The sequence below is a fragment of the Prauserella rugosa genome (assembly GCF_000719975.1).
GTDB lineage: Bacteria > Actinomycetota > Actinomycetes > Mycobacteriales > Pseudonocardiaceae > Prauserella > Prauserella rugosa.
Genome location: NZ_JOIJ01000029.1, coordinates 1 through 21,720 on the forward strand (window position 1 = coordinate 1; position 21,720 = coordinate 21,720).

Annotated in this window: 19 protein-coding genes and 1 tRNA gene; 7 read left to right on the forward strand and 13 right to left on the reverse strand. The window is 70.2% G+C overall.

The window, feature by feature from the left end; all coding sequences use genetic code 11:
• The 4 genes from IF64_RS27785 to IF64_RS0123295 all read right to left on the reverse strand — a co-directional run.
• Positions 1-239, reverse strand: a 239-nt coding sequence (locus IF64_RS27785) for a hypothetical protein (protein ID WP_211252652.1), incomplete at its 3' end; no start/stop codon positions are given.
• A gap of 83 nt (positions 240-322) precedes the next feature.
• Positions 323-2,254, reverse strand: a complete 1,932-nt coding sequence (locus IF64_RS28095) for a hypothetical protein (protein WP_030534316.1) — start codon at positions 2,252-2,254, stop codon at positions 323-325.
• Between the two features lie 52 nt (positions 2,255-2,306).
• On the reverse strand, positions 2,307-2,723 hold the full coding sequence (locus tag IF64_RS0123290) for a hypothetical protein (protein WP_030534317.1): 417 nt from the start codon (positions 2,721-2,723) through the stop codon (positions 2,307-2,309).
• Positions 2,724-2,738: 15 nt separating this feature from the next.
• Positions 2,739-3,611 (reverse strand): ESX secretion-associated protein EspG, encoded by an 873-nt coding sequence (locus IF64_RS0123295; RefSeq protein ID WP_030534318.1) that lies wholly within the window; start codon positions 3,609-3,611, stop codon positions 2,739-2,741.
• A gap of 297 nt (positions 3,612-3,908) precedes the next feature.
• Here IF64_RS0123295 and IF64_RS0123300 point away from each other — a divergent pair, with 297 nt between their 5' ends.
• From IF64_RS0123300 to IF64_RS0123315, 4 genes are all read left to right on the forward strand, one after another.
• Positions 3,909-4,445 carry a YbaB/EbfC family nucleoid-associated protein gene (locus IF64_RS0123300; RefSeq protein WP_030534319.1) on the forward strand — a complete coding sequence of 179 codons (537 nt, stop codon included), beginning with the start codon at positions 3,909-3,911 and terminating at the stop codon, positions 4,443-4,445.
• Positions 4,442-4,747, forward strand: a complete 306-nt coding sequence (locus IF64_RS0123305) for a hypothetical protein (RefSeq protein WP_048807126.1) — start codon at positions 4,442-4,444, stop codon at positions 4,745-4,747. The genes IF64_RS0123300 and IF64_RS0123305 overlap by 4 nt, the downstream gene beginning before the upstream one ends.
• Positions 4,744-6,621: a WXG100 family type VII secretion target gene (locus IF64_RS26325; RefSeq protein ID WP_051758110.1), complete on the forward strand. Its 1,878-nt coding sequence runs from the start codon at positions 4,744-4,746 to the stop codon at positions 6,619-6,621. The genes IF64_RS0123305 and IF64_RS26325 overlap by 4 nt, the downstream gene beginning before the upstream one ends.
• A 174-nt stretch (positions 6,622-6,795) precedes the next feature.
• On the forward strand, positions 6,796-6,999 hold the full coding sequence (locus tag IF64_RS0123315) for a MerR family transcriptional regulator (RefSeq protein ID WP_051758111.1): 204 nt from the start codon (positions 6,796-6,798) through the stop codon (positions 6,997-6,999).
• 7 nt (positions 7,000-7,006) lie between these two features.
• Here the strand turns inward: IF64_RS0123315 and IF64_RS0123320 are convergent, their stop codons facing one another.
• Together IF64_RS0123320 and IF64_RS0123325 are read right to left on the reverse strand one after the other, a co-directional pair.
• A complete protein-coding gene (locus tag IF64_RS0123320) occupies positions 7,007-7,933 on the reverse strand; it encodes an NADP-dependent oxidoreductase (RefSeq protein WP_030534323.1) in 927 nt (308 codons plus the stop codon).
• 154 nt (positions 7,934-8,087) lie between these two features.
• Positions 8,088-8,161, reverse strand: a tRNA-Leu gene (locus IF64_RS0123325).
• Positions 8,162-8,281: 120 nt separating this feature from the next.
• Between IF64_RS0123325 and IF64_RS0123330 the strand changes: the two genes are divergently transcribed.
• A complete protein-coding gene (locus tag IF64_RS0123330) occupies positions 8,282-8,503 on the forward strand; it encodes a DUF3618 domain-containing protein (protein WP_030534324.1) in 222 nt (73 codons plus the stop codon).
• A gap of 88 nt (positions 8,504-8,591) precedes the next feature.
• Here the strand turns inward: IF64_RS0123330 and IF64_RS27790 are convergent, their stop codons facing one another.
• The gene (locus IF64_RS27790) at positions 8,592-9,353 is read right to left on the reverse strand and encodes a hypothetical protein (RefSeq protein WP_051758112.1); all 762 of its coding nucleotides are present in this window, start codon (positions 9,351-9,353) and stop codon (positions 8,592-8,594) included.
• Positions 9,354-9,651: 298 nt separating this feature from the next.
• Complete coding sequence (locus IF64_RS0123340) at positions 9,652-10,245, reverse strand: TetR/AcrR family transcriptional regulator (protein ID WP_030534326.1); 594 nt, start codon at positions 10,243-10,245, stop codon at positions 9,652-9,654.
• A 160-nt stretch (positions 10,246-10,405) separates the two neighbouring features.
• On the opposite strand from IF64_RS0123340, the gene IF64_RS0123345 reads away from it, so the two are divergent.
• Positions 10,406-11,875 carry a flavin-containing monooxygenase gene (locus tag IF64_RS0123345; protein ID WP_030534327.1) on the forward strand — a complete coding sequence of 490 codons (1,470 nt, stop codon included), beginning with the start codon at positions 10,406-10,408 and terminating at the stop codon, positions 11,873-11,875.
• 78 nt (positions 11,876-11,953) lie between these two features.
• Here the strand turns inward: IF64_RS0123345 and IF64_RS0123350 are convergent, their stop codons facing one another.
• The 5 genes from IF64_RS0123350 to IF64_RS0123370 all read right to left on the reverse strand — a co-directional run bounded on the left by IF64_RS0123350 (position 11,954) and on the right by IF64_RS0123370 (position 20,384).
• Positions 11,954-12,409, reverse strand: coding sequence for a helix-turn-helix domain-containing protein (locus IF64_RS0123350; RefSeq protein ID WP_030534328.1), 456 nt, complete (start codon positions 12,407-12,409; stop codon positions 11,954-11,956).
• A 230-nt stretch (positions 12,410-12,639) separates the two neighbouring features.
• A complete protein-coding gene (locus tag IF64_RS0123355; RefSeq protein WP_030534329.1) occupies positions 12,640-14,085 on the reverse strand; it encodes an LCP family protein in 1,446 nt (481 codons plus the stop codon).
• A gap of 570 nt (positions 14,086-14,655) precedes the next feature.
• Positions 14,656-16,926 carry a phospholipase A2 gene (locus IF64_RS0123360; protein WP_051758113.1) on the reverse strand — a complete coding sequence of 757 codons (2,271 nt, stop codon included), beginning with the start codon at positions 16,924-16,926 and terminating at the stop codon, positions 14,656-14,658.
• 142 nt (positions 16,927-17,068) lie between these two features.
• On the reverse strand, positions 17,069-18,301 hold the full coding sequence (locus IF64_RS0123365) for a GGDEF domain-containing protein (RefSeq protein WP_036877708.1): 1,233 nt from the start codon (positions 18,299-18,301) through the stop codon (positions 17,069-17,071).
• A gap of 892 nt (positions 18,302-19,193) precedes the next feature.
• Positions 19,194-20,384, reverse strand: a complete 1,191-nt coding sequence (locus tag IF64_RS0123370; RefSeq protein WP_030534332.1) for an MFS transporter — start codon at positions 20,382-20,384, stop codon at positions 19,194-19,196.
• Positions 20,385-20,785: 401 nt separating this feature from the next.
• On the opposite strand from IF64_RS0123370, the gene IF64_RS0123375 reads away from it, so the two are divergent.
• Positions 20,786-21,691 (forward strand): SDR family NAD(P)-dependent oxidoreductase, encoded by a 906-nt coding sequence (locus IF64_RS0123375; protein WP_030534333.1) that lies wholly within the window; start codon positions 20,786-20,788, stop codon positions 21,689-21,691.
• Positions 21,692-21,720 lie beyond the last annotated feature (29 nt).

Below are 21,720 nucleotides of genomic sequence, written 5' to 3' on the forward strand. Positions count from 1 at the left end.
CCCAATAGAGTCGCCCCCGGTAAGCGAAGCGCCATCCCGTCGACCTGGCCAAACCCCATCACGCTGCAGGCAGGGCGCAACAAACCACCCCAACGGAACGCACGGAAACCACCCTTGCGCCCTGCCTGCAGCGTGATAAACAAAAAGCCGAGTCCGAACGGAATGGTGCGAAGCGGAGAAACGCCATCCCAGAGACCTGCCCAGCCGGCGAGGCGAAAAACCCCGACGGCAAACCGCACCCACCAAATCAGCAACCGAGACGAAAAACCCCGACGGCAAACCGGCAAACCGAAGCCCCCAGCCCCCCCAGCCCCCGAGGCCGTCACTTCCAGTTGTTGTCCTTGTTGTTCTTCCAGTCGCCGATGACGGGGGGTGCGATGGCTTGTTCGCCTGCGAAGAGGTTTTCCTCGGGTTCGAGGTAGCCGGGGGACTTGCGTTCCTTGTCCTCTTCTTTCTGGCGGCCGGCGCCTGCGGCGGGCATCCCGGCCATGCCGGGGGCGCCGGAGCGGGGCCCGCCGGGGCCTGCCGGTGTTCCGTTGTTGGTGGTGGGGCCTGTGCTCGGCAGGTTTTTCGCCGCGCCGGAGGCCTGCCCGGGGGCGGCTGAGCCTCCGGCGCTTCCTGCTGCACTTCCGGCTGCGCCGCCGGAGGCTGTGCCGGGACCGCCGCCGACGGAACCCGCGGCGCCTGCTGCTCCGCCGGGGAGTCCGGCGGCACCGAGGCCGGGGGTCGAACCTGCCTTGCCCTGGCGGCCGCCCTGGCCGGCAGGGCCGACTCCGGGGAGACCGTCGGGTCCGTTCAGCCGGTTGCTGATGCTGTCGCCGTTGATGCCGCCGTTCCACCCGATGGTCGGGGTTTTCGCCGACGGGGTGGAGGACAGGTCGGGCGGCACGTACGACGACGTCGTGGTGGCCGGGGTGGCGGCCGGTCCGTTCGGCACGTCGCCGACGCCCCCTGGCGCGCCGACGCCTGGTCCGGCATCGGGCAGGTCGGGTACGTCGACGCCGGGCACCTGCACGTTCGGCACCTCCCCGCCGGCCGTGCGGCCGCCGGGGCCGGCACCACCCGGCGCCGGAAGACCGGGGCCCGGCGTGCCGGGAACGCCGTCCGCAGCTCCGTGCGCTGCGGACGCGCCGGCGGAACCCGCCTGCGCGGTCCCGGCGCCGGCTCCCGCGAAGTCCGGCACCTGCACCTGCCTGGCCGCCGCGGCGGGATCGGCTCCGACCGAGTCGGCGTTGCCCTGCACGCCGTTCCCGAGACCCGCCGCAGGCGTACCTGCTGCCGCCTGCGCCGCCGCGGCGTCGCCCGAGGCGGCGGCACCGTCCACACGCAGCTGATCGACGGTCGTTGCCGTGCGGCCGCCGGACGTGCCCAACGGGGTGGCGGACGTCGCCGAGGAGGCGTCCCCGGCGAGTTTCGGCGGCGGCGCGAACAGCGGCATCGACGTGGCCGACCCGACCGTGTCGTCGAACTGGTTCATGATGCGCGCAGCCTGCTCGCGGGCGGCCTGTTGCTCCTGCACCTTCTGGTTCGCCTGTGACGCCGCCTGTGCGTACTGCACCGGATCGGTGATCTGCTGCAACGCGGCGTTGGCCTCCTGCGCCGAGAACGGCACCGGCGGATTGGCGGCCATCTGCTTCTGCGACTCGTTCAGGGTCTGCGAGTGGATCTGCTGCTGCCTGCCCGTGAGCACGGCGCCCTGCGCGGTGACCCCCAGCCACTTCGCGACGTCGGCCAGATGCCGGCGCGCCGCGTCACCCGCGTCGCCCGACCAGTTCGCCATGCTGTCGTCGATGGCGTCGGCGACGGAACGCTGATGGACCGTGAGGTCGTTGCCCAGCCGCACCCATTCCTCGCTGGTGTCGGCGATGGCCACCGAGTCGGCGTTGTTGTTGAGCACCTCCACCATCTGCTCGTGCGAGGCGTTGTCCCAGATCGTCACGGGACGTTCGCCGACGGTGCGCAGCTCGAGGCCCTCGTCCAAGCCGCGCCTGGCCTCTTCGATCGCGGCCGAGTAACGTCCCTGGATCTCGGCATCTCTGTCCTTATCGGACAGCGCGGAACCGATCGGATCGGCCTCGACGAGCGAGGTCACCTCGGCGCGGATCTCGTCGCCGGATCGCGCCGTGTCCTCGATGGGCCCGACGTAGAAGATCGACGACGGGTCGGCCGTGACGTCGTAGAACGGACTGTGCGGGTCGTACTCCGCGTTGGCGGGATCCGACACCGCCGCGGTCGACTCGGCGGAACTGGACACGGAGGTCACCTCATTCGGGTTCCGCCCGGGAGGGCGGTCGAAGGACGTGTGGTCAGGCGGGCGAGAGGCCGTCGAGGTCGGTGCGGACACCGGACTCGGTACCGGCGTAGGCACGTTTGGCCGCGCGGATCGCCTCGATGTACTGGGGGAGTTCCTCACGCGCCGCGCGCAGTTGGGTCAGCATGCCGCGCTCGTCGGACGCGGTGTGCAGGGTGTGCTGTGCCACCCACTTCCCGGTCGACGACGTGCTCAGCGGGGGAGCCGTGCCGAGCTTCTCGATCTCGGCCCATCGGCGTTCGAGCGCGTCGAGCATCTCCTCGAGCGCGTTGATCATCTGATCGCCGGTGTTCTCGTCGACCGTGAAGCCCCCACTGTCGGCGAGGTCTTTCAGTTCCCGTCCGCTGAGGCTCGCCGCGCTCCGCCGAACCGGCGTGAGCTGCTGCTCGCCCTGCTGCGCGTCGTCGCTCATCGCATGAACCCCTGATCAGTAGGCGTGGGAGAGTGCCTCACGGACGGCGCGCGCGAGCCCGTGGAAGTCCGCGGGTTCGTAGCGGGCCACGAACTCTCCCTCGTCGTCGGTGGTGTGCACCAGAAATCTGCCGTCCTCGACGTCGAGCCAGCTCAGTGACGTCGGATCGGTGTCGCTGCGCCGTCCGGTCACCGTGATGTGGCCGCCCCCGAAGCGGGTACCCGCGAGCACCCGCCTGAGGCGGCGTTCGTCGTTGTCGTCGCCGGCGTTCGTCGCCCTGCCCGTGCCGTCGGAGTCCCGGCCACGGTGTCGTCGCTCCGGGGTCGGTTCCACCATGCTGATGATGCTGATGTTGCCGAACGCGTCGGTCTCGACCTCGTCGTGGTGCCGTTCCGCGGCCCGCTGGGCGGTGACCGCCGACCGGTACTCCGCCTGGGCGCTGCTGCGGACCGTCGCGGGCGGCCCTGGGGCGGCGCGCATCGCGGGCAGCACCTCGGCGAGCAGGTCGACGAGGTCGTCGTCGGAAAACAGGCAGAAGTCGAGTTCGTCGGTGGGACGCTGCGTGATCCGGACCGCGCGCGCACCGTCGGTGAAGGCCAGTGCGGCGATGTCGGCGCCGCTGCTGTCGAAGCCGGTGATCGCCACGGAGACGACGTGCTGCCCGATGACCTCGAAGGCGGCGCGTAGTTGCGCGTGGATCTCACCACCGACGACGAGGCGGCGCTTGGTCAGCTCACCGGTGACGATCGTCGCGAGCTTGGCCAGCCGTACCGGATCGCTTGGGATTCCCTGTATTCGCAGGGGAAATCGGCGGATGTCGACATCGAGTGCTTGGCCGACGACACAGGCTTCGACGTTGTCCAGCACGAACTCGAATCGCCCCGACACGTTACCGGCGTCCCACCTTTCCGTGCTGTGCGGCCGAATGATGCCCGGCGGCGACTCTAGCAGTCGTGTGGTCGGGTGGACACACCTCGAGGGTCGATGCCGGGATTTCTGCTCATCTGAGCGGAAATCCGGCTGTTTCGCCCGCCCGTGTGGATCGCAGGCCCGGCCGGGCCTGCGATCCTCTGTGGACGCCGCCGGGGCTCGTTCACCGGACGTCTTCACGCGTGTGATCCGTTGTTCACAGGACATGTCGCATCCGTGCGCCCGACGGTGGGTCGACGATGCCGAGGAGTGGGTGTGGAACCGAATTTGAGGCCGGGCGAGGACGTACAGCACTTTCTCGACCGGCAGGTGCGGGAGATGCGCGAGAAGGCGTCGGCACTGTCCGACGCGTTCGCGGAGTCGGCGGTGACGCAGAGCTCGCGGGACGGCGCCGTCACGGTGACCGTCGCGCCCAACGGTGCGCTGCGCGACCTCCAGCTCGGGGCGAGGGCGTGCGAACTCGGCCCGGCGAGGCTGACCGCCGCGATCATGGACACGGTCCGGCTCGCGCAGAAGCAGACCGCGCGCAACGTGGCGGACTCGTTCGCCGTCATCAACGGGGCGGGGGAGTCGACGGATCTCGTCCGTTCGTTCCTGCCGCCCGAGGACGAACCGGACGAGGACGTCGACCAGAGCAAGTTCGCCGACGAGGAACCGGCACGCGCCGACGAGGACGAGGCGGGCAACCAGGCATCACCGCCGCCTGCCGTCGCACCACCGCCGCCGCCTGCGACGCGGCGGCCCCGGCGCGGGGACGACGACGAGGACGAGGCCGACGGGAGGCCGTGGTGACCGGGTTCGAGGTCGAACGTGATCCGCTGACGGCGTTTCGGGAACATCTCGGCGAACTCGAGTCGGACCTGAAGGACACCGCCGAGATGGTGGGCGGCTGCGTCGGGGACGTCGGACTGTGGGGCGTGATCGGACAGGCCTTCGGCACGATCGTGATCGAGAGCTGCCAGAAGATGCAGAGCCAGTTCAACGACTACGGCGACACGATCGGCCGTTTCTCCGAAGGCGTCAAGGAAGCCGCGGACCGCTACGAACAGGGTGACGAGGACGCGGTCGAGGCATTGCTGAGGTTCAAGGTATGAGCGACTACGAGCGGGGCGACGTCGGCCTCCACGACCACGGCGATCTGGTCTCCGAGGACAACGCGTTCGCCGGTGCCGGGTTCATCGAGTCGGCCAACGGACTCAAGACCTCGGTGGACGACAACAACGCCGTCGGCATCGGCATCGGGTCCGCGGGCATGGCTCTGGAAACGCTCGGTCTCGCGCTCGATCCCCTCGGGTCGGTGCTCACGGCGGGGATCGGATGGATCATCGAGCACGTCTCGGTGTTGCGCTGGCCGTTGGACATGCTCATGGGCGATCCGGTCGGCATCAGCGCCGCGAAGGACGCCATCGAGGCCGAGAAGAGCAAACTCGAACAGTGGTCGCAGACCCACCAGGACAAGGTCGCCGAACTCATGGGCGAGTGGAGCGGTGAGGCGGCCGAACAGTTCAAGGCCAACATGGACGCCGTGTCCGAGCAGCTCCTGGCGCTCGGCGACTACGTCGACTCGGCCGCGAAAAGCATGGAGACCGCAGGCGCTGTCGTCGGCGCCGTGCGCGGTGTCGTGCGCGACCTGATCTCCATGCTCCTCGCGACGATCATCAAGGGGGCGCTCATCGCCGCGGCGATGGCTCCGATCACCTTCGGTGCGTCGATCGCCATGTTCATCGGCACCACGATCGGTGCGGTGGCGGCGGCGCTGGCCAAGATCGGCACGAAGATCTCGAACCTGACCTCGCAGTTGGGCAAGCTCGGTTCGTCGGTGTCGTCGATGGTCAAGGGTGGCGACGACTTCGTCGCGGCCGGCGGTGCCGCGGTGAACTCCGGTTCCCGTGGCGGGGCGCCGATGCCGACGGGCGGGCCCTCCGTGCGGCCGGGCAGTGGGGATGCGCCGACGGTCAACGGGGGGACGTCTCCGTCGCAGGCTCCGTCATCTCCTGCGCCGACACCGCCACCGAGTCCGGCACCGCCGTCGCCTTCGGCAGGGTCGCCCACGCCGCCTGCGGGCGGGCCGTCCTCGGCGCCGGCTGCGCCGTCGACACCGGCGACCCCTGTGCCCTCGACACCGGCGCCGAAACCACCGCGTCCCGAGCTTCCGAAGCTGCAGATCCCGGAGACGGGCAACCCGGTGCAGGGCAACGGACCGGTCTCGTCGGTGCTCGACGGTGGACCGACGGGCGGAAGTACCCCGCCGGCCGGTGTGAGCACGCCCTCGACGCCTGGTTCGGACCAGTTCGTCACGCCCCCGCAGTCGCCCGCCCCCTCGCCCGCACCCACGCCGTCGCCGACGCCACCGCCGTCGCCCACGCCATCGTCGGCGACCGACGAGTTCGTGACGCCGCCACAGTCGCCGGCCCCGAGCGACCCGGGCACCCCGCCGGGTCCGCCTGCGGGTTCGCCCGCGCCGCCGGCTGGTGGTGGTCCGGCCGACACGCCGCCGGGTTCGCCGACACCGAGCGACCCGGGGACGCCGCCGGGTTCGCCGGCGCCGTCGACGGGTGGTGACCCGGGGACGCCGCCGGGTTCACCGGCACCGTCGACCGGTGGTGGCCCGACCGACACGCCGCCTGGATCGTCCGCACCGTCCACAGGGGACGCACCGTCGACGCCGCCGACGTCGTCCCGGCCGGATCCGATTCCCGACGCGGCCTTGCGGGAGACCCTCACCGAACAGCTCCGGAAACACGGTGCCGACCCGGCGCTCGTCGAACAGGTCGACAAGATGGGCAGTCCGCTCAAGGAGGCGATCGCCAACCGGTACGGACCCGAAACGGCCGACAAGTTGGAGTCGGCGGTGCGCACGCTGACCGACCCCTGGTACGGAAAGCAGGGCTTGGCGGGCAAGACGATCGTCGACCTCATCAAGAACGTCCCACCGACGGCCGGAGACGGCGGCGACGAGGACGACTGACGGCGGGCCGGTGTCGTCGACCTGCACGGGTCGGCGGCACCGGCCGCCCGCGCACCGGGTTCGGTGCCTCCGGCACCGGGTTAGCCTGACAACACGACATCGGTGGGCTGAGGGGGCGCGTCGTGAGCACGACATCGGTCGAATCGACCATGCGCATCGGCGAGTTGGCGCACCGTGATCGCCCGGCTCCTGCCGTGCGTGGACAGTGCGGACGTCGACGTCGCCGAAGAAGCGTTCGCCACGATGGCCGCCGAGCGTGATCGGCTGACGGCCGAGATCGAGCGCCTGGCGCACGCCAGGGACGCGCTGGACGAGCACATCGAAGCCAACACCCGTCACCGGCACGGCATGAGCGGGCAGAACCGCTGCGGCGGGTGACGTCCGTTCACCGTCGCAGGTCGATCACGAGCTTGCCCGGTGCGTGGCGTCCTTCGACGAGTGCCAAGGCCTCGGGAGCGCGCGTCAGGGGATAGGTCGCCGAGATGTGCGGGTCGAGCTGTCCCTGCACCATCAGATCAGCGACGCGTTCAAGGCCTGCGCGGTCGAGACGCCGGTGGACCTGCGTGCCGCCGAGCTCGGTGACGGACGCATCGCCGACGGAGACGACTGCCGACGGCTGCTTCGCCAGCGGCGTGACATCGCGCAGAGACTGTCCTCCGACGGTGTCCACGACGGCGTCCACACCGTCCGGCACATGTCCGCGCAGCCGTTCGGCGACGGAACCCGTGGTGTAGTCGACGAATTCGGCACCGGTGGCCGTCGCGAGTGCCCGCTTGGCCGTACTGCCGGTGCCGACCACGCGGAGTCCGTGGTCCCGCGCGAGCTGGGCGACCGCGATCCCGACCCCTCCGCCGATCCCGTTGATCAACAGTGATGCCCCCGTGGGCAGGGCGAGTTGGTCGAGTACGTCGAGCGCCGTCGTGCCAGCGACGGGGATCGTCGCCGCCCAGGCGTCCGACAACGCGTCCGGGACGCGCGCCGTGGACGCACCCAGCAGCAGGGTCGTGTCCGCATACGTGCCGGCGCCGGTGAGGGCGAAGCCCGTGACGCGATCGCCCACCGACAGCCCGGTCACGTCGCTGCCGACCGCGAGGACCGTTCCGGCCGCCTCCATCCCCAACACGTGCGGAAAGGGGACGTGGCCGTTCAACTCGCGGACGTGACCGCTCCGCAGGTGGTGGTCCAGGGGATTCACCCCCGCCGCCGCAACGCGGATCAAGACCTCGTCCGGCCCCGGTGCGGGGTTCGGTCGTTCGAAGAACTCCTGCACGTCGGCCGCGCCGAAGTCCCGGTATCCCCAAGCCCTGCCCATCGCGGATCCTCACCTCGTCCCAGCCGGCCGCGGCCCGCGACCGGTGATACGACGCTATGAGCTCACACCGATGTCAACTTCCATACCGTGTGGCCGGGATAACACCGGAGGACAGGGTCGAACGGGCGTCGAATGGACGGCGACCGGACGTCGGTGGGCCCGGTGGGACTCGAACCCACACTGGCTAGGACCTAAACCTAGTGCCTCTGCCAATTGGGCTACGGGCCCGACGACGGCAGCCTAGCGGGCGGTCCGGGACGAGCCTCGGCGTGGCCTGTGCGCCGGGACCGGCGGGGTGATCTACCGTGACAGCCTGCGCGCAATGCATGCATTCAGCGAGGAGGACACGTGGCTCGCAATCCGGACGCCATCGAACGCGACATCGAGAGGGCTCGGTCGGCACTGGCCGCGACGATCGATCAGCTCAGCGTGAAGGCCAACCCGCAGCGGCTCGCCGACAACGCCAAAACGAGTGTCCAGGCGAAGCTCGAGGAGCCCAAGGTGAAGTTCCCGCTGATCGGCGCGGGCGCACTGGTCGCGGCGCTGCTCATTCGCAAGCTCGTCCGCTGACACACGAAACCACGCCGACGGGACGCAGGCGATGCCCGACGACCGTCGGCGTGGTTCGAGAGGTTAGTCGTTCTCGCGGTGACCTGCCTCAGCCCGCCGCTGCGGTACGACCTCCGCCCGCGGCGGCGTACGCCTTGGAACCGTCCTTCTCGGCCGTCTCCTTGACGGCCTCCGCAGGGCTCGTCGCGAGCTCCTTGCGAGGCACCGCGCTGCCCGGAACGTTGTCCTGTGCAGCCGCTGCGCCCTCGCCGGCCAAGTCCTGGGCAGCGTCGTCGGTGTCTTCGGCGACCTCGGCGACCTCGGCGACCTCGGTGTCGTCGGTGGCCTCAGCGGTCACCTCGGCCTCGGCGTCCTCGGTCACGTCCGACTCCGCCGACTCCTCGGTGACCTCGCTGTCTTCGGCGGCCTCGGTGACTGCCGCGTCGTCGGTGTCCTGGGAGTCCTCGGCGACGTCACCGGTCTCGGCCGCCTCGTGCTCGGCCACGTCGGAGGTCTCCGCGGCCTCGGCCGTCGCAGTGTCCTCAGCGGCGGTGTCCTCGGCGGTAGTCGTGTCCTCGGTGGCTGCCCGCTCCTCGGTGTCGGCTTCGTCCTGCGGGACGTCGGTCTTCGACAGGCGGGCCGTCATGTACGCCGAGGTGAACTCCAGCGCACTGCCGTTGAGCAGGTGCACCACGGTCGGGTCCTCGTCGCTCCCGGTACGGGGTGCGATCTTCTCGATGAGCTGGTCCGCACGATCGCGGGCAGCGATGATGCCCGGGGCCGTGTCGCTGAACTCCTTGCCCAGCCCGGCCACTGTGACCGTGTAGTCCTCCTCCTCGCGCACGTACACCGCGGTGATCGGTTGCACCACTGTCCTCACCCCTCTCCCAACGGCAGGTCTCACTGTGCAGGACGTCCCCACCGTCGTCCTATGACGCCGCTACGTTGACCACACGATCGAGTGGCGCGCGACGCCGGTTCGAATTGTGTTACGGGAGGATGCATTCGGCAATACGAATGGATGTCGCCTACTACTCAGGGTGAGAACGGTCTCAGTTGACCGGCCGTGTTCATTACCGTGCGTCAGAACTCGACTGCGGTTGATGAATTTCCGTCAACATGCAGTTGTCCGGCGGGTGCGTGATCGAGCCTCTGCCGCCACGGTGCCGTCAGCGACTCGTGAGCTGGGCGAGCCCGCCCCACAGCAGGTTCACGGCGTATTCGGACACGACCTCCGGGGTGAGGTCGTCCCGCTGCTCGCACCAGATCGCCAGCCGTTCGCATCCGCCGACGACGAACTCCGCGGCGGCGTGCAGGAGTCCCGACGCCCCGACGCTCTCCGCCGCGGCCGGGTCGACGAAATCGCCCATCAGGGTGGCGATGAGGTCGGTCTGTTGCTGCCGGGTGGCTTCGAGTTCGTCGGCCGCCGTTCCCACGAGGGTGGCCTCGTGCCGGACCAGCATCCACGACTGCCTGCGGTCCCGGATGAACGCGAAGAACGCCAGCAGGCCCTGCCGTAGGGCCTCCTCGGCGTCGCCGGACTTCGCGACGGCCTGCTCGGTGACCCGGCGCAGCTCCGCGCGTGCCTCGCGGATGCAGGCGAGCAGGAGCCCCTCCTTGGAGTGGAAGTACTCGTAGAGCATCGGTTTCGAGACGCCGACGCGCTCGGCGATCTCGTCCATCGACGCGGCGGTGTACCCGCGCTCGGCGAACACGGCCTCGGCGACCTCGATCATCTGCCGTTCCCGCTGCGCGCGCGGCATGCGCTTGCGCGGTGTCTTCGCCGATTTGCCCGCGGCCCCGTCTGCGGTGGGGGCTTTCGCCGTCGAACTCACACCCTTATGCTACCGGAAGTAACCTACTTCGAGTAAGGTGGACTCGCGGTAACAGGTAGAGGACAGCAACTGCGGCTGGGAGGCACGCATGGGCAACCGCATCGAGGCGGGCGTCATCATCGTCGGAACCGGGTTCTCCGGCCTCGGTATGGCGATCAAGCTCCGCAAGGAGGGCCGCGAGGACTTCGTGGTCATCGAGAAGGCCGACGAGGTGGGCGGCACGTGGCGGGACAACACGTATCCCGGCTGCGCCTGCGACATCCAGTCGCACATGTACTCGTTCTCGTTCGAGCAGAACCCGAGCTGGTCCCGTGCCTTCTCTCGGCAGCCCGAGATCCACGACTACCTGCGCTCGACCGCGCGGAAGTACGACCTGTACCGTTCGATCCACTTCGGCCAGGAACTCACCGGTGCGACCTGGAACGAGGAGACCAAGCGCTGGCACGTGACCACCGGCCGCGGTGACGAGTTCGTCGGCAAGCACCTGGTCGCCGGTGTCGGAGCGCTGCACATCCCGCAGATTCCCGAACTGCCGGGCGCCGAGCGGTTCGAAGGCCCCGCGTTCCACTCCGCCCAGTGGGACCACGACGTCGACCTGCGCGGCAAGAAGGTGGCGGTCGTCGGCACCGGCGCCAGTGCCGTGCAGTTCGTGCCGCAGATCGCCAAGGACGTCGAGCAGCTGACGCTGTTCCAGCGCACGCCGCCGTGGATCATGCCGAAGCCCGACCGGGAGATGCCGGGATGGGTGCGCACGCTGTTCTCGCGCGTGCCCGGGGTGCAGCGGCTCTACCGCAACGCCATCTACTGGATGCTCGAGGCGCGTGCGATCGGCTTCAACGGCGACCCGCGCATCATGAAGCTGGCCCAGAAGGTGGCCGAGCGGCACATCAACAAGCAGGTCCGCGACCCCGAGCTGCGTGCCAAGGTGACGCCCGACTACGTCATGGGCTGCAAGCGCGTGCTCATCTCCAACGACTACTACCCGGCGCTGAGCAGGGACAACGTGGACGTCGTCACCGACGGCATCGCCGAGGTGAAGCCGCACAGCGTCGTCGACAAGGCCGGCGTCGAACACGACGTCGATGTGATCATCTACGGCACCGGTTTCCACGTGACCGACGCCTTCGACCACCTGAACATCGTGGGCACCGGCGGCCAGGACCTCGGCAAGCTGTGGGCGACCGAGGGCATGCAGACCCACAAGGGCATCACGGTGGCGGGCTTTCCGAACCTGTTCCTGCTGCTCGGGCCCAACACCGGGCTGGGGCACAACTCGGTCGTGTTCATGATCGAGCAGCAGATCCGCTACATCAGCGAGGCCATCTCCTACGCCGAGGACAAGCAGGCCGAGGCCATCGAGGTCCGGCCCGAGGTCCAGGACAAGTTCAACGCCGACATCCAGCGCAAACTCGAAGGCGGGATCTGGACCCGCGGTGGCTGCACGAGCTGGTACCTGGACGCGCAGGGCGTCAACCGGACGATCTGGCCGGGCTTCACGTGGAAGTACTGGCTGCAGACCCGCAAGCTCGAACCCAGCGACTACGCGCTGACGAGGTGAGGCGTGCCGGCGATCCGGTGCCCGCGCGGGGAGGGCGGGGGACCGGATCGCCGGGGTGGTCGGCTCATCCAGCTCGGCTCACGCCAGCTCGGCGAGCCGGCTCAGCAACTGCTGGATGGGCATGCCGCACAGTTCGGCCATGCGTTCCAGCGCGGAGCGGTCGAGCTGGATCTCCGGTGAACTCGACTGCCGCAGCCGGTCCTCGGCCCACCGCCGCAGGGGTGAGAGCTCGGGGCTGTCGTCCTCGGCCACCCTCGCCAGGTTGACGCGCACCTGTCCGGGGTCGTCGCCGAACACCCGGTGGTGTACCCGCGCCAGCAGGTCCTGTGGCGGCTCCTCCATCGCCACGCAGAGCTCCACGAGCCGCACCACGGAGCAGTGCCGCGTCCCCAACTCGTAGGTGGCGAGGGTCTGGAGCGAGATCTCGCTCTGCAGCCTCTGGTTCAGTTCCTTCCGTGTCCAGCCGCGCCGTTTCCGGAGTTTGCGCAGCTCTTCCCCCAGGACGCGTTGATAGGCGTCCGCGTCGATCAGCACTCCTCGTCCCCTGCCCGCATCATCTGCCGGTGCCCCCGGCGCTGCGTCCTTCACCCGAGTGAAAGTGACGAGGTGCGATGTGCTGACGCGGCTCAGCGAAAAAGTTTCACTCGATCTCGCAAACTACTCCATCCGGAGGGCGTTCATCACTCGAATGGGCTCACCCGGCGGTACGGGGTATTGCACTGCCGACCTGCACGGGGTACAGGCCGGCAGTGGTCGGGTGGGGGTCAGTTGACGCAGGTGACGCCGTCGGCCTTGATCGGCTCGTCGCCGGTCGGCTGCTCGGCCTGCTGAGGCGCGGGCTGGGCCTGCTGCAGGCCCGAGGTCGCCCCGGCCGCGCCGCCCGGAGCCGCGCCGCCGCCGGACTCACTCGGCGCCTCGTAGTCGGGACCGAGCAGCACCTGCACCTGGCCTGCGGGCACGGACGCGTCGGTCTCCACCGACACGTTCCCGAGGGTCTCGGCCACCTTCTCGCCGGTCGCCTTCTCGCCCTCGGCGGCACGCACGACCGTCGTGGTGCGCGGTTCGGTGTTGCCGACCTCGCCGGGGGCGTAGCCGGCAGCCGCGAGCGTGTCGGACACGCTGCCGGCCAGCCCGGTGATGGACGAACCGTTCAGCACGTCGACCGTGATCTCCGACGGGTCCGGAGCCGGCTTCGACTCCTCTTTCTTGTTCGGGTCCTTCTCGCCGGCGAGCTCGCTGACGAACGCCTGGACCTCGGCCGGATCGACCTCGACGGCCTGGCCGTCCTCGGGAGTGTCGTACTCCGGGTTGGCCACGGGGATGGTCGTGAACTCGATGTCGCCCGCCGACAGGCCCTGCAACTGCTGGGCGAACCCGAGCAGGTCCCAGCCCTTGTTCACCACGACGGACCGCTGGACGGAGTCGATCAGGCTGTTGAGCTTCGCGGGGTCGGCCAGCGTGCCCGCCGACACGACCTTCTTCGCCAGGCCCGCCATGAACACCTGCTGGCGCACGACCCGGTCCAGGTCGCCGCGCAGCAGTCCGTGACGCTGGCGCACGAAGGCGAGAGCCTGGTGACCCTCGATCGTCTGCTTGCCCGCGTCGAACTTCGCGCCGGAGTAGGGGTCGTCGACCGGCTCGTTGAGGCAGACCTCGACGCCGCCGATGGACTTGGTGATGTCGTGGAAGCCGAGCAGGTTGATCGAGGCGTAGTTGTCGATCGAGGCGCCGGTGAGGTTCTCGACGGTCTTGATGAGCGTCTTGGCGCCTGCCTGGTTGCTCTGGACCTCGATCTCCTTCTTGTCCTCGACGCCCTCGCTCTGCAGTCGCTGTCGTTCGACGGCCTTGGCCCTCGCGTACGCCGAGTTGATCTTGTGCTTGCCGTATCCGGGGATGTCGACGTACGAGTCGCGGGGCAGCGACATGGCCGTGGCCTTGCTGCCGTCGTTGGGGATGCGCACGAAGATCAGGGTGTCGGTGTTGAGCTCGCCGTCGGCCTCGCCTGCGTTGAGCTTCGCGAGCATGTCCTCGGGCAGGGGATTGCCCTGAGCGTCGGTGCGCGAGTCCATGCCGACGAGGAGGATGTCGCGCGCACCGTCGGCGGGGACGGCGCCGTCGGAGTCGATGACGTCGGCCATCGTCAGGCCGTTGACCAGGCCCTGCATGGCCGCCCACGCGTACCCGGTCAACGACATCACCAGCACGGACACCGCGGCGAGGGCGATCTTCGGAGCCAGCGAACGCCGGCGGCGCCGCTCGGGGGGCGGCGGCGTTGGCCTGCTCGACCGTGGGCGGTCGGGGGCTGCTGACCGGGCGGGGGCCTGGCGCGCGGGTGGCGTGCGGCGGGTGGTGGCATCGCCGGCGGGCGGGACGTCCTGGGGACGTGCGGGCCTGCGCGGGTCGCCCTGGGGCGGCGGACCGGACCGGGGTGGCTGCGGCGAGCGCGGAGGCTGCGGGCTCGAGGGCTGTCCGCCCGGGCCGCCCTGCTGCCAGGGTCGGGAAGGGCCACGCCCCTGCGAGGGGTTCCGCGGTGGCTCGCTCACGCCAACGGCTCCCTTCCTCGGTGCGGTCGGTGAGCGGTTCCGCTCACGCCTCGTCGGTCGTCGGTCTGCGGCCGGTCTTCCGCTCCGGCCCTTGTCAGGACGCGGAGGTGGGGGCGGAGGTTGTTCGTAGCGTGGCACATCGGTGGCCGGATGTGGCTCACGACACGAAAACCCGCTCCCGGTTCGGTGACACACGCCCCCATCGCCGTCCGCCATCCGGAGGAACCGGCCGGTTCCTCACGGACCGGCTGCGCCGACGGTCCTTCCGGGCCTCGGTGCCCAGCGCGCGGCCCACACCGTAGCCAAGATCGCCAGCACGGCCAGCACCCCCGTCCCCGCGAAGACGACCACCCCCGCGGTGAAGGTGCCCGGGCCTGCCGTCGCCGACAGCAGGCCGGGCACGCATGCCAGGGCCGTGAGCAGCCAGGTGCGCGGCAAGTGACTGTCGCCCGTGCGCACCGTGTGCAGGAGCGACATGCCGAGCAGCAGGAGCACGAGGCTCTGGACGGGGTCCAGCGGCAGTTCCGGCAGGAGCAGTGCGTCACCGATGAAGCTGGTGAGCGCGAAACCGAACACTCCGATGGTGGAGTACCCGATTCCGGCGGCCGTAGCCAGATGAGCGAGGACCCGGCCGAGGAGCGTCGCCGGAGCGGGTGCCACCGGGACGGCCGGTCGGGGGAGGTGCAGGTGGGGGCGATGGCCGGGTGCGCCGGGGGTGCCGGGGATGCCGGCGGTGCCGGGGACGCCGTTGTGGCGCTCGAACCACCAGAACACCGCCAGGGCGGGCACGGCGAGCATCGCGACGGCGACCAGCACCCGCGGGCTGCCGGACGGTACGAGGTCGGGGATGTAGACCACGGCCACCAGCAGGGTCATGCAGGCGAGGAACGACAGGTACAGGCTCATCGGGGCGTGTGCGGCGCGTCCGGCGGCCAGGCGCAGCCGCCTGCTGTCGGCCAGCGCCGCCAGGGGCCTGTGCAGCACGCCGAGCAGGCCGAGTTGGACGAGTCCGAGCAGCAACACCGGCACCACGGGGCCGGCCAGCGGCGGCGGTCCCTCGGCCGTGCCGAGGATCGCGGAGGGCAGTTCGCCCCGCCATGCCGCGGCCGCCAGTGCCGCGCCGCTCAACGCAGCCGTCACCGCGGGCACCCACCGGCGCCTGCGGGCCCGGTTCGCGTGGGCGAACGCCAGTTGCTGGGCGAGGAGCGCGAGCGCCAGCGCCGCGAACCCGTCCAGCAGAGGGATGCCCGTGCGCTCCGCTGCGACGGTCAGTGCCGCGAGCGCGGCGACCAGCCCGGCTCCGGCGAGCACCGGGACGCGGCGGTGGGCCGCGTGCATGAGTGGGGTGGCCGCGGTGGTGAGCACGTAGACCCCGAGCAGCCACAGCGGATGGAGCGCGATCCGCACGGTGATCTCCACGGTGGCAGGGGGCACGGCCATGAGCTCCAGCGCCGTGGGCACGGCGAAGGCCACGAGGGCGAAGACGAGCGCCGTGCGCAGCAACCAGCTGGTGCGGTGGGCGAGGTACTCGCGGTATCCGCCGCCGGAGCGGCGTACCGCCTGCCAGCCGGCCAGGTTGAGGTGTCCGCCCGCGAAGAAGAAGACGAACGCCAGTTGGGTGAGCCACGTCGCGGGCCAGAGCCAGCTCTCGCCGACGCCTGCCCATCTGGCGAGGGCGACGGCCGATTCGCCCAGCACGATCGACCCGATGGCGGCCACGCCGAGCAGCGTCCAACGGCTCGCGGGCGGGGCGGCAGGCTGCGGCACCGCCGCGACCCGCGGACGCGCGCGTCCCGCAGCACGCCAGGTCCGCAGGCGGAAGGCCAGCAGCACGCCGATCACCGCGACACCGGCCAGCAACGGCCCGATCGCCTCGGGGACGGGCGGACCCCACCGTTGGTGCCAGGAGTTGACGTCGAGTCCGGCCGCGTAGACGCCGGCCACGGCGTGACAGGCACCGCCCGTGCCGAGCGGGTTGGCCTCGCAGGTGGCGTGCATGTCCTCCGACAGGCGGGTGTCGAGCGCCTCCCTGGCCTCGGGGCCGAGCGGCTGGCCCTTCTCGTCGGCGTAGCGCAGGAGGTCGTAGCCGAGGTCGTGGGACCGGCAGGGCGCGCCGAAGTCCCACCGGGTGCTGTCGTCGCCCCACGGCGCCGAGCAGCCTCCGCCGACGTGCACGGTCCGCACGGTGCCGTCCCGGGCCGTCTCATGCCCCACCGCGCCGTCCGAGACCTGCTGGAAGTCCGGGGGCAGCTGGTGGAGCGCGTCGGCCGATGTGGCGGGGTCGGTGAGGCTGTCCAGCGCCTGCGCGGCCATGGCCACGTCGCCGCGGGGTTCGGCGGCATCGGGCAGGGGTTCGGAGCGGGAGGCGAGGAAACCGAACCCGACGACGAGCACGAGCAGCAGCAGCACACGAGCTGCGCCGGAGAGTCCGCTGCCGAGGCGTCGGCGCGGTGGTGGCGCGTCGGGGAGCTGGTCGGTCTCGCCGAGCTCCTCGGTCGGTGCGGTCATGGATCCCCAGGGTGACAGCGGCGACAGGGCGGATGTATCCGGGTAACCCCCGCGTTGCCCGTGGAGCCTCCCCTAGGGGCACTCGGCAGCGGCGAGCACACTCGGTGGCCGGCGGGTCCGCGGGGCGGCTCCGGCCTTCACCCTACTGGCCGAGCGGCGGCGACAGGCGGATTTGGTCCCTTCCGCCTTCTTTCGCCTCGTAGACGGCGGCATCGGCCGCCTGGGTGAGGCCGTCGAGGGTGGTGGCGTGGTCCGGGTAGACCGCGATCCCGATCGAGGCGGTCCGCCCGGTGATGGCGACCTGCGAACCGCGTTTGTCGGTGGTGTCGATGGCCAGCCCCGCGATGGTCGCGCGGATGCGCTCGGCGACGTGCTCGGCACCGTCCGTGGCCGTGTCGGGCAGCAGGAGAAGGAACTCCTCACCGCCGAACCGGCCCACGATGTCGGCGGGCCGGGTGACCTCACGGAGCACGTCGGCCACGCGGGTGAGCACGTCGTCGCCAGCGGGATGGCCGTAGGTGTCGTTGACCCATTTGAAGTGGTCGAGGTCGATCATCAGTACCGACAGTGTGCCGTCGGCCCTGCGCACGCGGCCGAGCGCACGTTCGGCCGATTCCGACCAGCCGCGCATGTTGCGCAGGCCCGTCTTCGGGTCCGTGGTCGCGTCCGCCTGCAGCTGCTCGAGTTCGGCGAGGCGGTTGAACACGACCGTCACGACCGCCATCACGAGCACCATGGGAGGCAGGGTCACCAACAGGACGGCGGTGATGGCGCCGAGACCGGTGGTGATCGCCTCCAGCACGTTGTCGGCCTTGCTGCCGAACACCCGCCGGACCGTCGGCTTCGGGGCGGCCAGGGCGATGATGCCGCCGACGTAGAGCAGCTGCACCGCCTCGTAGACCACCGCGGCCACGACGACGAACGCCACCTCGCGCACCGAACCAGCCAGCGTCAGGCCGTCCCAGCCGGAGGGGCCCAGCGCGTGGTAGAGCTCGCCCGCGAGCACCGCGGCGAAGCAGTGCGCGACCGAGGAGAACACGAAGTTGTGGGCCGGACGTCGTGCCACGAACCAGCGTTGGGCCCGCACCGCGACGATGAGCGTGATGACCAGCGCCGGCGGCAGGACCAGCACGGCGGGGAACACCCAGACCGCGATGAGGTCGATCAGCACCGACTGCATCCGGTTGCGCCTGCGCTCCTCCTGGCGCCGCGTGAGTTGGATGTGGACGGTCGCACCGGCCAGCAGGATCGCGAGGTGGAGCCAGTCCTCGGCGGAAGGGGCGCCGGTCCCGGCGACGGCGACGACGAAGCCGGCCAGCGCGACGAGTTCGGCGACGATCAGGACGACGATGAACGGCAGGGGGCGGCGCCACAGCGCCCAGTTGGCCGGGTGCAGCCGCCTGACCGGTCGCGTGGCCCGCGTGGCTTGTGGCCGGTCGTCGTGCTCCTGCCGCAAGCCTGCCCTCCCCGCCTCGCCTGCTCGGACCGTGCCCGCCGGTCCTCGTGCGGCGGGGTGCCACCTCGGCTGCTGCCCGCTCGCACCCGTCGGCTGGTCGCCTGCCTGGTCCGGCCCGCGTTCTCCTCCGGATGCCTACCCGCCGCATTCGTCCCGGTCGTCTCGGTAATATTTCATCACGCGTGATCCGGACGCGCGGCAGGGTAGGGGAGGGATCCTGAGCGGCCGAGTTCGCCCGCGAACCAACGACGGAGGAACTCCGGCGATGGCGGGTGGCGGCGGCGAGTAGTGTGACGATTTTCCTGTGATCGTCACGAGTACTTGTCTGACGGCCGGTTCTGATCTACAACAATGGACGGCTGTTTTTTCGGTTGCAATGGAGGTGCGGCATGTCCGACCGTGATTTCTGATTCGGCGTACCGGCTGCGTCACGGTGTCGATCGGTGATGCGGTGTCGGGTCGTTCCAGGGCTTTGGTTAGTGTGCAAGGTGGAGGAATGCGGCGGCTGAGAGCAGGCCGCGGCGCGAACGGCGAGGAGGTGCATCGTGACCGACCGTGACTTCTGAAAGTGGTTCGGACGCGATTGTTCGTTGGCTCGGTTGCACGAGTTCGGCGACTCCGTTCGACGGAGCAGTTGGATGCAGTAGTTCGATACGGACCGTTCGGCGGTCTTTGTGGCATACTCGGATTGATCCGGTCTCGGGGATTGATTTTATGAATCGATCATGAGCCGGTAACCCTGACTTATCTTCGATGTATGCATAATCGCGATTGGGAGGCTCACGATGCGTGACCGCGACTTCTGATTTCGTTACCCGTTTTCGGGCGCGGGCTCTACCTTGCGAACTCGCGCCCAGCTGATCGCCACCGGGATCGTCAGCACCACGCCGGCCACGCCGGCGAGCGCGATGGCGGACGTGGCCGAGCCGAGGAGTTCGGCGACCACGCCGCCCAGAGCGATCCCCACACCCTGGGTGACGCGTAGGCCCGTCCGGTACAGGCCACCTGCACCGCCCCGCATGTCGTTCGGGACCCAGGTGATGAACGTGGCACCCACCGTGACGATGTAGGCGCCCGCCGCGCCGGCGACGGCCATCAACGCCAGCGCGGCGACGAGGCCGGGTTCGAGTGCGAAGAACACCAGCGTCGCGCTCGCGGCGGTGGCGAGGACACCGAGCAGGGCGCGCCTGCCCTCCGCCGAGACGAAGCGGGACAGCAGGAACGTGCCCACGATGAACCCGACGGGGTCGGCGGCCAACAGCCAGCCGACGGCCTGCTCGGGGGCGCCGATCTCGTGCGCGAGCGGCGCGACGAGCCCTTCCGGGATCATCGCCAGGCCGACCAGCCACGAGAACGCCAGCAGCACCCGCAGCCTGCGTTGCGCGAACACCCACCGGGTGGCACGGAACCACGGGTCGGTGCGGTCGCCCGCCACCGGGCGTTGCCGCACCCACATCCGGACGACGCAGGCCGTCACGACGAACGACGCGGCGTCGATCGCCAGTGCCCACGAAGGGCCGACGGCCGCGACGAGCGCGCCACCGCTGGCGAAGCCGACGAGCATGGCGATGTTGTTGGTGATGCTCCGCAGGTCCTGACTGCGCAGGAAGACGTCGTCGTCGGTGAACACCTCGCGCGTGAGTGCGTTCTGCGCGGCGTTCACCGGGGCGCCGATGAGGCGCGCGAGGACCACGAGAACGCACAGCACGGCCAGCGGCGTGCCGGGGATCGCCATCGCCCCGATCGCCACGGCCTGGCCCAGCGCGCAGGTCACCAGCACCGTCCGGCGGGGGAAGCGGTCCGCGATCTGCGCGAGGCCGAGGCCGCCCGCGAGCGCGGGCAGGAACGTCATCGCGTACACCAGCGCCGACCACAGCGCGGATCCGGTGCGGTCGAACACCAGGATGGCGAGCGCCACCGTGGTCAGGTGGTCTCCGGCAACAGACTGAGCTTCGGCGAGCCACAGGGCGCGGAACTCGCGGTTCCGCAGGGCCGTGCTCATCCGCGCGCCAGTGGTCGTCCTGCTCGTGCTCACGCGCTTGTCACCTTGTGTCGGTTGCCGGAATGCCGGATCTGACGGTAAGTATCCCCCCGGCTACGCGGAGCGAAACCGGAGTTGTTCGCCGGATCGGACGATCACGATCGAACCCGGGTTCCCGGCATCCGCGGGTGTCCAGAGGTTGCCAGATGCGACCGGCGGCGATGCGTCCGCCTCGACCCGTCGGGCTGTACCACCAGGCCGATCACCCACCGCGCGTTCGGCGCAGCTGCCCTGCCGTCCGCCGATGGCAGGCATGCGTTGCGCCAACAGGGGGAAGACTGAAGTCCGCCGCTGCTGGGAGTGGGTCCGCGGCGGTCCGGAGCGGACAACGGGCCGGCATCGGCCCAGTGCGGGAGGTCGACATGGACGCGCGTGGTGGGGACACGCTGCTCGAGGGCAAGGCCGTCGTGGTGACCGGGGCGGGGCGCGGGCTGGGGGAAGCGTTCGCAGTGCACGCCGCGCGCGCGGGTGCGGCCGTCGTGGTCAACGACGTCGACGCCGACCTCGCGGAGGCCACGGCCGCCAACATCCGACATCACGGTGGCCGCGCGGTCGCGAGCGGGCACGACGTACGCGACCCCGAGCACGCCGAGGACCTCGTCGGCCTGTGCACGACGTCGTTCGGTGCGATCGACGGGCTCGTCAACAACGCAGCCGTGAACCACGAGGCACTGCCGTGGGAGGACGACGTCGCACGCGTGCGCACGCTGGTGGAGACGAATGTGCTCGGCGTGCTGTACACGGGGATGGCCGCGGCGCGCTCGATGGTCGACGCCGGACGTGGCGGGTCGATCGTGAACATCAGCTCGGGCGCCTCGCTCGGTCAGCGCAAGCTCGGCGCGTACGCCGCCAGCAAGGGCGCGGTCGCCTCGTTGACGTACTCGTGGGCGCTCGACATGGAAGAGGCGGGCATCCGGGTGAACGCCGTGTGCCCGCTGGCCCACACCCGCATGGTGTGGACGTCGGAGCGGGCGCTGCGCGGATGCCCGCCGGATCGCACGCCCAGCCGGATCGCCCCGGTGGTGCTGTACCTGCTGGGCGACGGATCGGCGGGCATCACGGGGCAATTGGTGCGTTGCAACGGCCCGCAGCTGCACATCGTTGGGCAGCCGTACCTCAAGGCGCCGATCCTCGAACGCGAGGTCTGGGACACCGACGGCGTGCACCGCGCGTTCGAGGAGGTCTTCGGCGCCCATCTCGAGCCGTACGGCCTGGAGAAACGCGTGCCGCCGCGGCTGCGCAAGTGGATCAGCGCCGCAGGGGCGTGACGTCCCTGGTCCCGGACGGCCGCCCGTCC